We start from the raw sequence: 11970 nt of genomic DNA on the forward strand, positions 1-11970 counted from the left end.
CCGCCCGGACCTTGGCTCAATCGCTCTAATCCCACGAAATCTCTCTCGTGTAGATACAAGGTGGCTCGGCGAAGCCGAGACGGAGAGGGGGAATGGCTCGACCTTGCCTTGCTTCGGCGACAACTCGCCAGCGTCGCAGGCCTCTCTCCGACCGCTTCGCGGCCACCTCTCCCCGCTTTGCGGGGCGAGGAACCCAAGCTTTGCTACCGCTCTTCCCGCCGAAACGGCTTGAGCAGCGCCGACGGTGCCACCGCGTTGCGCGACATCACCGCCATGGCGACGATGGTGAAGATGAATGGCAGCATCAGGAACGCCTCGTAGGGGATGTGGCCGAGCCCGCTGGCCTGCATGCGCAACTGCAGCGCATCGACGAAGGCGAACAGCAGCGCCGCGCCCGCCGAGCGCCACGGATCCCAGCGGCCGAACACGACCAGCGCGATCGCCACCCAGCCGCGCCCCGAGACGACGCCGAAGGTGAAGGCGTTGAACTGCGCCATTGACAGAAAGGCGCCGGCCAGCCCCATCAGCGCACCGCCGAGGATGACTGCCTGGAAGCGCGTGGCAATGACGCTGACCCCCGCCGAATCCGCGGCGCGCGGGTTTTCGCCGACCATGCGCACCGACAGGCCCCATGGCGTGCGGTAGAGCACGAAGGCGGCGAGCGGAATGGCCAGGATCGCCATGTAGACCAGCGCGAACTGGTTGAACACCGCCGTCCCGAGCACCGGGATGTCCGACAGAAGCGGGATCGGCAGTGTCTGAAACCCCTTGATGTTGGGCGGCACCGACTGCTGGCCGAAGATCAGCCGGTAGAGGAAATAGGCGAGGCCCGACGAGAACAGCGTCACGCCGATGCCGCAGACATGCTGGCTGAGGCCGAGCGCCACGGTGAACAGCGCATGCAGCGCGCCCATCAGCATGCCGGTCAGCACTGCCGCCAGCACGCCGAGCCACAGGCTGCCGCTGAGGCTGGCGGCGGTGAAGCCGGTCATCGCCGACAACAGCATGATGCCTTCGATGCCGAGATTGAGCACGCCAGCCCGCTCCGAGAACATTTCGCCGAGCGTCGCGAAAGCCAGCGGCGTGGCAATGCGAATGATCGCGGCCAGGAAGCCGACCTGGAAGATCTGTTCGAACACCGCGCTCATCGGGCAACTCCGACGCGGCGGATGCGATAGGCGGTGAACAGCAGCGCCACCAGCATGGCAAGCAATGCGGTGCCCTGGATGACGTCACTGAGGAAGGCCGGAACGCCGGTCGCCCGCGACATCGCCTCGGCGCCGGTCATCACGGCGGCAAGGAAGATCGCCGCCGGCACGACGCCAAGCGGGTTGAGCCGCGCCAGCATCGCAACGACGATGCCGGAATAACCGTAGCCCGGCGAGATGTCGCTCATCACCTGGAAATGCACGCCGCCGACCTCGCCGACGCCGGCCAACCCGGCCAGCGCGCCGGACAGCAGCGCCGTCGAGATCAGCACCCGCTCGACATGGATGCCGCCATATCTGGCGGCTTCCGGGTTTTCGCCGGTGACCCTGATCCTGAAGCCGAGCGTCGTGCGCACGATCAGGAACCAGGTCAGCGGCGCCGCGATCAGCGCCGCGACGACGCCGAGATGCAGCCGCGTGCCTTCGAGCAGCACCGGGAAATTGGCCGAATCCTCGATCGGCGGCGAGATCGGATAGCCGCTGAAGGAGTCCTTCCACGGTCCTTCGATCAGCGCCATCAAGGCGTAATAGATGACCGAGTTGAGCAGCAGCGAACTGACGACATCGTCGACCTTGAATTTTACTCTGAGGGTCGCCGGCACCAGCGCGACTGCGGCTCCCGCCGCAGCACCGGCGACCGCCATCAAGACCATGGCGAGCGGCCCCGGCATTGGAATGGCGCCGACAAAGCAGCTGGCCACCGCGCCGGCCAGCAATTGCCCCTCGGCGCCGATGTTCCAGAATTTGGCCCGGAAGGCGACCGCGACCGCCAGTCCGGTGAAGATCATGGGTGTTGCACGCACCATCGTTTCGGTGATCGCATAGCTGTCGCCCAGCGACGCCGTGAACATCACGCCGTAGGCTTCGAGCACGCCGGCGCCGGCCAGCGCGATGAGGCCGCTGCATAGGATGAGCGTCCCGCCGATCGCCAGCAATGGCAGAGCGAGGTTGAACCAGGCAGGTGTGCTTGTGCGGGCTTCCAGGCGGAACATTAGGCGGCACCCTCTGTTCTGTCTGTCGAACAAGGATTCTGACGAAGAGGGACCCCCACCCCTAGCCCCTCCCCACAAGGGGGAGGGGAACTCTCGCAGGCGCCGACCACGACAAAACAGCAGAAGTCCGGGCTCGGAAGCTGTGTGAGCGGCGCGCGGCAGCATCCCCCTCCCCCTTGTGGGGAGGGGTTAGGGGTGGGGGTCAGCGCCGCCGGAAGGTCCATCTAGGCTCTTCCCTCCGCCCCGGTCATCATCAGGCCGAGCCGCGCGATCGTCGCATCGGCGCTGTCGAGCGTGCCGACGATGCGGCCTTCATACATCACCGCGATGCGGTCGCAGAGCACCAGCAGCTCTTCGAGATCCTCGCCAATGACGATGATGCCGCAGCCCTTGGCCCGCATGTCGAGAAACTTTTCATGGATGAGGCGGGCGGCACCGATGTCAAGCCCGCGCGTCGGCTGCGAGACAACAAGCACTTTCGGATCGAAGGCAAGCTCGCGTGCCAACAATGCCTTCTGCAGATTGCCGCCGGACAATGCGCCGGCCCGGGTCATCGGCCCAGGGCACCTGATATCATAGGCCTTGATCTGCGCCTCGGCAAAGGCGCGGATCGCATCCGGCTTGAGCAGGCCCTTGCTGCTGAACGCCGCGGTGCCGATGCGAGGCAGCACCATCGAATCGGCGAGTGGCAGATTGGTCACCAGCCCTGTGGTCATGCGGTCTTCCGGGATACGTCCGAGCCCGAGCGCCTGCACCTCGCGCGGCGAAAACCGCGAGACCTTTTGGCCGGCAATCGTCATCCGTCCGGCATCGGGCGCCCGCACGCCGGAGATCACCTCCGCCAGCGCCCGCTGGCCATTGCCCGACACCCCGGCAATGCCGAGGATTTCGCCGGCACGGACGGCAAGCGATACGTCGCGCAGCGGCGTGCCGGAATGATGCGAGGTGGAAATGCCGTCGAGTGTCAGCACATCAGCACCTGGCGTCGATGGCCCCCGCGCCGGCGGCACGATCTCATGGCCACACATCAGTGTTGCCATCTCCGAGGATGTCGTGTTGGCGGGGTCATCGACGCGGCCGGCAACGCGGCCATGCCGCAGCACCGTGCAGCGATGCGTCAGCGCCCGCACCTCGTTGAGCTTGTGCGAGATGAAGATGATGCCGAGACCTTGCGCCGCCATAGAACGCAACGCCGAAAACAGCCCGTCGACCTCGCTTGGCGCCAGCACCGCCGTCGGCTCGTCGAGGATCAGCAGCCTGGCGCCACGAAACAGAGCCTTGACGATTTCGAGCCGCTGCTGCTCGCCGACCGACAGCGCCGAGACCGGCAGGTTCGGGTCAAGCATCAGTCCATGCTGGCGGCCGATCTCGGCCAGCCGCGCCAGCCCGCCGGCGCGGTCGATCCGTCCTGTCTTGCCGGGGATGCCGATCAAAAGATTTTCCAGCACAGTCAGCCGCGGCGCGAGGTGAAAATGCTGGTGCACCATGCCGATGCCGGCGGCCAGCGCATCGGCCGAACTGGTTATCCGCACCGCCTTGCCCTGGATAAGGATTTCACCGGCGTCGGGCTCATAGGCGCCGAACAGCACATTCATCAGCGTCGTCTTGCCGGCGCCGTTCTCGCCCAGCAACCCCAGGATCTCGCCGGGTGCCACGCTGAGATCGACGGCCTCGTTCGCCTTGACGGCGCCGAAGCTCTTGGTGATGCCGCGCATTTCGATGAGGGGGGCGGGCAAGGGTGCTCCTGCGGAGAGATGGCGCCACTCTTCACCCTCCCCCTTGTGGGGAGGGTCGGCTTACGATCGCAGCGAAGCGAAGATCGTGAGACGGGGTGGGGGTGCAGCGCCGAAGACTCCCACCCCGCTCCGCCTCGCGGATCGACCCTCCCCACAAGGGGGAGGGTAAAGAATCAATCCGAAACCGGCGTATTCTCGTCCACATCCACCCGGAAATTGCCTTCGAGGATCTCCGCCTTCTTCTTTTCGACCAGCTCCTTGACGTCCGCCGGCAGCGTCTTGTCGAACTTGTGGTAGGGCGCCAGATGCGAGCCGCCCTTGGCCATGCGCGAGAAATCGCCATAGTCCTGCGCGGTGAAGACGCCGGCCCTGACCAGCTTGATCGCCTGCTCGACCGTCGGATACATGTCCCAGACCGGGCCGGTGATGACCGTGTCGGGGCCGAGGCTCGACTGGTCGGACATGTTGGAGATCGCAAGGATCTTCTTGTCCACCGCCGCTTCGATGACGCCGAAGCGCTCGGCATAGATGACGTCGACACCGGCGTCGATCTGCGCGACCGCCGCTTCCTTGGCCTTCGGCGGATCGAAGAAGGAACCGATGAAGGCGACCTTCTTCTTGATGTTGGGATTGACCTCCCTGGCGCCGGCGAAGAAGGCGTTGACCAGCCGGTTGACTTCCGGAATGCCCATCGCCGCGACGGCGCCGATCGTGCCCGACTTCGACATCTTGCCGGCGATCAATCCGGAGAGATAGGCCGGCTCGTGGATCCAGTTGTCGAAGACGCCGAAATTGGGTTCCGCCGGGCCGGCGCCGGAGCCGAACAGCCAGGCGGTCTTCGGGAATTGCTTGGCTGTGCGGCGCGATTCACGCTCGGCGGCGAAGGCATCGCCCAGCACCAGCTCATACCCGCCTTGCGCATATTCGCGCATGACGCGGCTGAAATCGGCGGTCTGCACCTTCTCGGACCATTTGTATTCGATGCCGAGTTCCTTCTCGGCCCTCTGCAAGGCGACATGGATCTGGTTGTCCCACGGCTCCTCGATCGGCGTGGCGAAGATCGCCGCCACCTTCAGCTTCTTGTCCGCCGCGAAGGCGGCGCCCGGCAACATCGCTGCCGCCAAACCAAGCGCGCCCAACTCCAGCACATTGCGTCGCGAAAGCCCTTCGCGTTTTATCTGCGATTTATTGTTCCGGTTTTCCATTGCATTCCCCTCTGTTCGACAGCCGTGTCGAGCCGGCTGCTCGTGAAAATGTCAGACGGGGAAGTATGGAACGACGCCAGACTTTTGTCCACGTGGTCAAATTTGAACCGCGCACCGGATTCTTGATCTTAGCCGGCCAAGCAAGGGCCGCCGATCAAACCCGTTCCAGCGCGATCGCGATGCCCTGGCCGACACCGATGCACATCGTGGCAAGCGCATAACGGCCGCCACGTTCGCGCAGCTCCAGCGCCGCCGTGCCGGAGATGCGGGCACCCGACATGCCCAGGGGATGGCCAAGCGCGATGGCGCCGCCATTCGGGTTGACGTGTTCCGCATCCTCGGCAATGCCAAGCTGGCGCAGCACGGCTATGCCTTGCGAGGCAAAGGCTTCGTTGAGCTCGATGACATCGAACTGTTGCGGGGTCAGCCCAAGCCGCGCGCAGAGTTTTTGCGTCGCCGGCGCCGGGCCGATGCCCATGATGCGCGGCGCCACACCTACGGCGGCCCCGCCGAGAATGCGGGCGATCGGGGTCAGGCCATATGTCTTCACCGCCGCCTCGGAAGCGACGATCAGCGCCGCCGCCCCGTCATTGACGCCGGAGGCATTGCCGGCCGTGACTGTGCCGCCCTGGCGGAACGGCGTCGGCAGCTTGGCCAGCGTCTCGACCGTTGAGCCAGCGCGGGGGTGTTCATCCTTGCTGACAATGATCGCATCGCCCTTGCGTTGCGGGATGGTCACTGAGGTGATCTCCTTCGCCAGCCTTCCATTGGCTTGGGCCGCGACCGCCTTCTCCTGGCTGCGCACGGCAAAGGCGTCCTGGTCCGCGCGAGAGATGGCGAACTCCTCCGCTACGTTCTCGCCGGTCTCCGGCATCGAATCGACACCGTACTGCTTCTTCATCAGCGGGTTGACGAAGCGCCAGCCGATGGTGGTGTCGTAAATCTCGGCATTGCGCGAGAACGCCGTGTCGGCCTTGGGCATGACGAAGGGCGCCCGGCTCATCGATTCGACGCCTCCCGCGACCATCAGCTCCGCCTCGCCGGCCTTGATGGCTCTGGCTGCGATGGTCAGCGCATCCATGCCGGAGCCGCAAAGGCGATTGACCGTCGAGCCGGGAATCTCTTTCGGCAGACCTGCCAGCAGCAGCGCCATGCGCGCCACGTTGCGGTTGTCCTCGCCGGCCTGGTTGGCACAGCCATAGACGACGTCGTCGACAGCCTGCCAGTCGATGCCGGGATTACGCTCGACCAATGCCCTCAGCGGTATCGCGCCAAGATCGTCTGATCGTACCGAAGACAGCGAACCGCCGAAGCGGCCGATCGGTGTGCGGATGTAGTCGCAGATATAGGCCTCGGCCATGTCATGCAGCCTTTGCTTTTCCGGTTCCCTCATGCGCCGCCTTGGTGCGGGCCTGCAGGTCGCGCAATGTCTTGAGTTCGAGTTCGCTTGGCGCCGGTGTTTCGTCAAGCGCCTCCGCGAACTTAACCGCCCAGCCACAGGTGTCCTTCACCTGCTGGCGCGTGACGCCGGGATGCAGCGACACGACCGTGAATTCCTTGCTCACCGGATCCGGCTTCCAGATGGCGAGATCGGTGATCAGCAGCGTCGGGCCGGCGGTGTCGATGCCAAGCCGTTTTCGATGGTCACCACCCTCGCCATGGCCGAAGGAGGTGAAGAAGTCGATCTTCTCGACCATGCCGCGCTTGGTCTGCGCCATGGTGATGTAGATCTCCTTCGACGACGTCGCGATCTCCGGCGCGCCGCCGCCGCCCGGCAGCCGGGTCTTGGGATGGAAATAGTCGCCGATAACCGTGGTGTTGATGTTGCCGAATTTGTCGAGCTGCGCCGCACCGAGGAAGCCGATCGAGATGCGGCCGCCCTGCAGCCAGTAGCGGAACATCTCAGGCACCGCGACGGTGGTGACGGCGGTTTCGCACAATTCGCCATCGCCGATTGACAGTGGCAGCACGTCGGGCGCGGTGCCGATCGTGCCGCTCTCGTAAATCAGGGTGATGTCAGGCGCATGCGTCAGCCGCGCCACATTGCAGGCGGCCGATGGCGCGCCGATGCCGACGAAGCAGACATCGTCGTTGCGCAGCGCGCGGCTGGCGGCGATGGTCATCATCTCGTTGGGGGTGAATCCCGGATTGTCGCTCATGCCGCTTTCCTCAAATGCTCGACCCGGGCCGCGAAATCGTCGGCGCTCTTCTCGATCACGTAGGCCTGCATCCACGCCTGGAATTTCTCGCGGTCGGCGGCGATCTCGTCCCATTCGAGATAGGCCGCATTGTCGCGCGCATAGTAGCCGTGCGCGTAGGACGGATGCGAGCCGCCGGGCACGACCGATATCGCCGCGATCGTCCAGCGCGGCAGCACGGTCAGATTGGGGTGCAGATCGTCGAAATTGTCGACGACTTCCTCGACGGTCACCACAGCGCGTTTGGCCGCCAGCACCGCTTCCTTCTGAATGCCGATGATGCCCTCGACCAGCACATTGCCTTTCCTGTCGGCCTTCTGGGCATGGATGAAGGTGACGTCAGGCCGGATCGAAGGGACAGCGGCCAGCACCTCGCCGGTGAACGGACAGGTCACCGACTTGATGTTCGGGTTGACCGCCGCGAGGCCAGCACCGCGATAGCCGCGAAACACCGCGCAGGGCAGGCCGGCAGCACCCGCTTCATAGGCATTGGCCATGCCGGCATGGCTGTGCTCCTCGATTTCGAGTGAGCGCGGAAAGCCGTTCTCGATGGCATCGCGGGCGCGCCGCAGCAGGCCGACGCCGGGATTGCCGACATAGGAGAAGACGATCTTCTTCGCCATGCCCATGCCGATCATCTGGTCGTAGATCAGGTCCGGCGTCATGCGGATCAGGGTCAGGTCGCGAAAACCCTGGCGGATCGCCTCATGCGCCGCCGCCGTCGGGATCAGATGGGTGAAGCCCTCGAAGGCGACGGAGTCGCCATCTTTCAAATTCTCGGCCACGGCCTGTTTGAGTGGCAGGAACTTGACCATCGCATCGGCTCCGGGTTTTCAGAAAGTTCGTATTGCGAACATATGTTTTGTATGCGATACTTTCTACGCTGAGCGAGGGCGAGGAGTCAATCCTGACGCCGATGCCGTTCCGCGGAGACAAGATGGACGAAGCGGCTGTTTCCCGTGATCATGTCGGCTCGCTCGAGCGCGGCCTCGCCGTCATGGAGATCCTGGCCCGCCATCCCTCGGGCATGACGTTGACTGAAATGGCCGAGGAAGCGGGCCTGACCCGCGCCGGCGCCCGCCGCTTCCTGCTGACACTCACCGCCACCGGCTATGCAACACAAGCCGGCCGCGTGTTCTCGCTGTCGCCGCGCCTGCTGACGGTTGCCCGCACATGGCTCGGCGGCGCCTCGCTATGGGCCTTCGCCGCCCCCATCATGCGCGCGGTCGCCGCACAACTGAACGAGGCCTGCTCTGCGGCCATCCTGTCGGGTGAGGATGTCGTCTATGTCGCCCGCATTCCCGGCCGCCGCATCCTCAGCGTGTCGCTCGATGTCGGCACCAGGCTGCCGGCCTATTGCACCTCGATGGGGCGCATCCTGCTGGCCGGGCTGACATCAGGGGAATTGGACGCATTCCTCGGCCAGGCGACCATCGAGAGACGGACGCCGAAGACGATCACCAACAGGCGTTTGTTAGCCAACGCCATCGCCAAGGCGAAGGCTGACGGCTTTGCCATCGTCGATGAGGAACTAGAACTCGGCCTGCGCTCGGTCGCCGTACCGATCCGCGACCGAGCGGAGCGCACGGTCGCGGCCATCAACGTCTCGACCCAGTCGGCACGCTTCTCCGTCGCGGAGATGGAGCGGGAGATATTGCCGGCACTACTGGAGGCCAAGCAGCGCATCGAGGATTTCTTTGTGGTTTAAGAAGCTTCATCCAACCTTCGACGTCGGCGGGACAGCACCCCCCTCCGGCCTGCCGGCCATCTCCCCCGCAAGGAGGGAGATCAGCTCTCATCTCGGCTTTCGCCAATCTCCACCGCTGTCGGGTGATCGCAGCGCTGAACCTGCCAATCTCCCCCCTTGCGGGGGAGATGTCCGGCAGGACAGAGGGGGGTGTGAAGGATCGCTACGGTACTATTTGTGCCGTTGCAGCAACGCCCCCTCAATGCTTGATGCGATCCCGCATCGCGTACCAAAGCATGCCCAGCACATAGAGCGGACCGCGCAGCGCCGTGCCGCCCGGGAACGGCATCGGGGTCAGCGTCGAGAACAGATCGAGCCGCGAGACATCGCCGGTGATCGCTTCGGCCAGCAGCTTGCCGGACAGCGTCGACAGGATGACGCCCTTGCCGGAATAACCATGCGCGAAATAGACCTCACCATAGTGCCCGACATGCGGCAGTCGCGACGTCGTCACCGACACAAGCCCGCCCCAGGCGTGATCGATGCGGCAGCCCTTGAGTTGCGGAAAGGTGGCTTCCATGTGCGGCCGCACGAAGCCGGCAATATCGGCCGGCGGTGAAGGCGTGTAGCGCTCGCCGCCGCCGAACAGCAGGCGTCCATCCGCCGACATCCGGTAGTAGTTGACGACGAAGCGGGTATCGGAGACCGCGACATTGGCCGGGATGACGTTGCGCTTGCCCTCAAGCGGCTCGGTGGCGACGATGTAGTTGCCGACCGGCATGATGCGGCTGTTGACGCGCGGCTCCAGCCCGTTGAGCAGAGCGTCACCCGCCAGCACGACATGTCTGGCCCGAACCGATCCCTTTGCGGTCGAGACCCGGATCGAAGGCTCACGCTCCAGCCGCACGGCGACCGAATTCTCGTGGATGGTGACGCCGGCAGCAACCGCTGCGCGGGCAAGGCCGAGCGTATAGTTCAGCGGATGCATGTGGCCGCCGAGCGGCTCATACATCGCGCCATGGTAGGGTGTATCGACCTTGGCTCGGGCTTTAGCCGCCGATAGGATTTCCGCATGCGGGAACTTCATCACCGTGGCCAGGCACTCGGCCTCTTCCTCGAGATCCCTAAGGTCGGAGCCGTTGACCGCGCCGACCAGATGGCCGGTCAGCCTGAGATCGCAGTCGATGGCATGCCGCTCGATAATATCGAGCACCAGCCCGCGCGCCTCGAAGGCAAGATCGAACAGCACCTTTGCCCGCTCCGGCCCGTAGAGTTTGACCAGTCCCTTGGCGCCCTTGCGCAGGCCGGGGATCATTTGGCCGCCATTGCGCCCCGACGCCCCCCAGCCGATCTTGCCGCCTTCGAGCAGCACCACCTTCAACCCACGCTCGGCGGCGTGAAGGGCGGCGGACAACCCTGTGCACCCGCCGCCGACCACCACCAGGTCGGCATCGACATCGCCGGCGAGCGCCGGATGGTCCGGCGCTGGATTGGCGGTGGCGACATAATAGGATTTGGCGATATCGAGGCCCGAATTGAAGCCCGTTGAACTGCAAGCCATAGTCACACCTTCAGCAGAAGGTGGTCGCGTTCCCAGCTGGTCACCACGCCCTGGAAAAGGTCGAGCTCGACGCTCTTGACGCGCAGATAGGTCTGGAAGAAATCCTCGCCGAGCAATTCCCGCACCGGATCGCAAGCAGCGAAGCGGTCCAGCGCCTCCTCCATGGTTTTCGGCAGCGTGCTCTTGATCTTGTAGGCGTTGCCCGACGCCTCGGGCGACCGTGCGAGCTTTTGTTCGACACCGAGGTAGCCGGCGAGAAGCGAACCGGCGATCGCCAGGTAAGGATTGGAATCCGCACCCGGCAACCGGTTCTCCACCCGCCGCGCGGAGCGGCCGCCGGCCGGCACGCGCAGGCCGCAGGAACGGTTGTCATGCGACCATTCGATGTTGGCCGGCGCGCTGTGGTTCGGGCGGATGCGGCGGAACGAGTTCACGTTCGGTGCGAATAGCGGCATGATTTCCGGGACATATTTCTGCAGGCCGCCGATGAAATGGCCGAACATCTCGGTGTCGGCATCGTCGCTGCCTGCAAACACCGTCCTGCCGGCCTCGTCGATGATGGACATGTGCAGATGCATCGAGCTTCCCGCCTGCGCCGCGATCGGCTTGGCCATGAAGGTCGCATGCATTCCGCTTTGCTGCGCGGCCTGGCGCGTCAACCGCTTGAACAGCAGCACCTTGTCGGCCAGCGGCAGCGCATCGCCATGCAGGAAGTTGATCTCAAGCTGCGCCGTACCTGACTCGTGGATCAGCGTGTCGAGCGGCAAGCCGGCTGCCGCGGCGTAGTCGTAGATGCGGCGGATCACCGGCTCGAACTCCTCGAGCGCGGCCATGTCATAGGGATGCTGCACACCCTCGGCACGGCCATTGGCACCGACCGGAGCGGTCAGCGGCTGGTCGGGATCGGGATTGGGCGCGGTCAGATAGAATTCGAGCTCCGGCGCCACCACCGCCCGCCAGCCGTGCTTGGCGTAGAGGTCGAGCACGGCGCGCAGCACATGGCGCGGCGAGGCCATCCAGGGCCGGTCGTCCATATGGAAGGCATCGGCAAAGACATAGGCCTTGCCGGGAGCGGCACCCGGCGCCAGGTAGAGCGTCGATACATCAGGCACCATGCGCATGTCCGGATCCGAATAGGCAAAACCCTCGTCGATCGAGCCGGAGTAGCGGCCGTCGATGCTGACCAGGAAAGCGCTGCTCGGCAGATAGAGCGCGCGGTCTTCAAGCGCCTGGAGAAATTTGGCCGTCGGCAAGGCCTTGCCGCGCAGGACGCCATTCATGTCGGGCACCAGGCACTCGACTTCGTTGATGCCGTGCCGGACCAGCCAGGCTTTGGCATCGGTACCGCTGGAGAGCGAGATGTTCGTGTTGTTGTCAGGCATT

Annotated in this window: 10 protein-coding genes; 1 reads left to right on the forward strand and 9 read right to left on the reverse strand. The window is 64.8% G+C overall.

Features of this window, described 5'->3' with window-relative positions; all coding sequences use genetic code 11:
- Positions 1–203: 203 nt before the first annotated feature.
- From NKJ00_RS31050 to NKJ00_RS31080, 7 genes are all read right to left on the reverse strand, one after another.
- The gene (locus NKJ00_RS31050) at positions 204–1148 is read right to left on the reverse strand and encodes an ABC transporter permease (protein WP_128369733.1); all 945 of its coding nucleotides are present in this window, start codon (positions 1146–1148) and stop codon (positions 204–206) included.
- A complete protein-coding gene (locus NKJ00_RS31055) occupies positions 1145–2200 on the reverse strand; it encodes an ABC transporter permease (RefSeq protein ID WP_352632447.1) in 1056 nt (351 codons plus the stop codon). Before NKJ00_RS31055 ends, NKJ00_RS31050 begins: the two co-directional genes overlap by 4 nt.
- 224 nt (positions 2201–2424) lie before the next feature.
- The gene (locus NKJ00_RS31060) at positions 2425–3936 is read right to left on the reverse strand and encodes an ABC transporter ATP-binding protein (protein ID WP_352632449.1); all 1512 of its coding nucleotides are present in this window, start codon (positions 3934–3936) and stop codon (positions 2425–2427) included.
- 173 nt (positions 3937–4109) lie between these two features.
- A complete protein-coding gene (locus NKJ00_RS31065; protein WP_127808760.1) occupies positions 4110–5141 on the reverse strand; it encodes a BMP family protein in 1032 nt (343 codons plus the stop codon).
- Between the two features lie 154 nt (positions 5142–5295).
- A complete protein-coding gene (pcaF, locus tag NKJ00_RS31070; protein WP_352632463.1) occupies positions 5296–6501 on the reverse strand; it encodes a 3-oxoadipyl-CoA thiolase in 1206 nt (401 codons plus the stop codon).
- Between the two features lies 1 nt (position 6502).
- The gene (locus NKJ00_RS31075; RefSeq protein WP_352632451.1) at positions 6503–7300 is read right to left on the reverse strand and encodes a CoA-transferase subunit beta; all 798 of its coding nucleotides are present in this window, start codon (positions 7298–7300) and stop codon (positions 6503–6505) included.
- Positions 7297–8154 (reverse strand): CoA transferase subunit A, encoded by an 858-nt coding sequence (locus tag NKJ00_RS31080; RefSeq protein WP_292679956.1) that lies wholly within the window; start codon positions 8152–8154, stop codon positions 7297–7299. Before NKJ00_RS31080 ends, NKJ00_RS31075 begins: the two co-directional genes overlap by 4 nt.
- Positions 8155–8276: 122 nt before the next feature.
- On the opposite strand from NKJ00_RS31080, the gene NKJ00_RS31085 reads away from it, so the two are divergent.
- Positions 8277–9047: an IclR family transcriptional regulator domain-containing protein gene (locus NKJ00_RS31085; RefSeq protein ID WP_352632453.1), complete on the forward strand. Its 771-nt coding sequence runs from the start codon at positions 8277–8279 to the stop codon at positions 9045–9047.
- A gap of 238 nt (positions 9048–9285) precedes the next feature.
- Here NKJ00_RS31085 and NKJ00_RS31090 read toward each other — a convergent pair whose 3' ends face one another.
- The gene (locus NKJ00_RS31090) at positions 9286–10587 is read right to left on the reverse strand and encodes an NAD(P)/FAD-dependent oxidoreductase (RefSeq protein ID WP_352632455.1); all 1302 of its coding nucleotides are present in this window, start codon (positions 10585–10587) and stop codon (positions 9286–9288) included.
- 2 nt (positions 10588–10589) lie between these two features.
- Positions 10590–11969: a glutamine synthetase family protein gene (locus NKJ00_RS31095; RefSeq protein WP_352632465.1), complete on the reverse strand. Its 1380-nt coding sequence runs from the start codon at positions 11967–11969 to the stop codon at positions 10590–10592.
- Between the last annotated feature and the right edge of the window lies 1 nt (position 11970).

It is taken from the genome of Mesorhizobium sp. M0227, assembly GCF_040321855.1.
GTDB lineage: Bacteria > Pseudomonadota > Alphaproteobacteria > Rhizobiales > Rhizobiaceae > Mesorhizobium.

Coding starts and splice junctions, on each gene's coding strand:
- pcaF (WP_352632463.1), bottom strand. CDS start 6,501: ATGGCCGAGGCCTATATCTGCGACTACATCCGCACACCGATCGGCCGC.
- NKJ00_RS31080 (WP_292679956.1), bottom strand. CDS start 8,154: ATGGTCAAGTTCCTGCCACTCAAACAGGCCGTGGCCGAGAATTTGAAA.
- NKJ00_RS31050 (WP_128369733.1), bottom strand. CDS start 1,148: ATGAGCGCGGTGTTCGAACAGATCTTCCAGGTCGGCTTCCTGGCCGCG.
- NKJ00_RS31095 (WP_352632465.1), bottom strand. CDS start 11,969: ATGCCTGACAACAACACGAACATCTCGCTCTCCAGCGGTACCGATGCC.
- NKJ00_RS31085 (WP_352632453.1), top strand. CDS start 8,277: ATGGACGAAGCGGCTGTTTCCCGTGATCATGTCGGCTCGCTCGAGCGC.
- NKJ00_RS31055 (WP_352632447.1), bottom strand. CDS start 2,200: ATGTTCCGCCTGGAAGCCCGCACAAGCACACCTGCCTGGTTCAACCTC.
- NKJ00_RS31065 (WP_127808760.1), bottom strand. CDS start 5,141: ATGGAAAACCGGAACAATAAATCGCAGATAAAACGCGAAGGGCTTTCG.
- NKJ00_RS31075 (WP_352632451.1), bottom strand. CDS start 7,300: ATGAGCGACAATCCGGGATTCACCCCCAACGAGATGATGACCATCGCC.
- NKJ00_RS31090 (WP_352632455.1), bottom strand. CDS start 10,587: ATGGCTTGCAGTTCAACGGGCTTCAATTCGGGCCTCGATATCGCCAAA.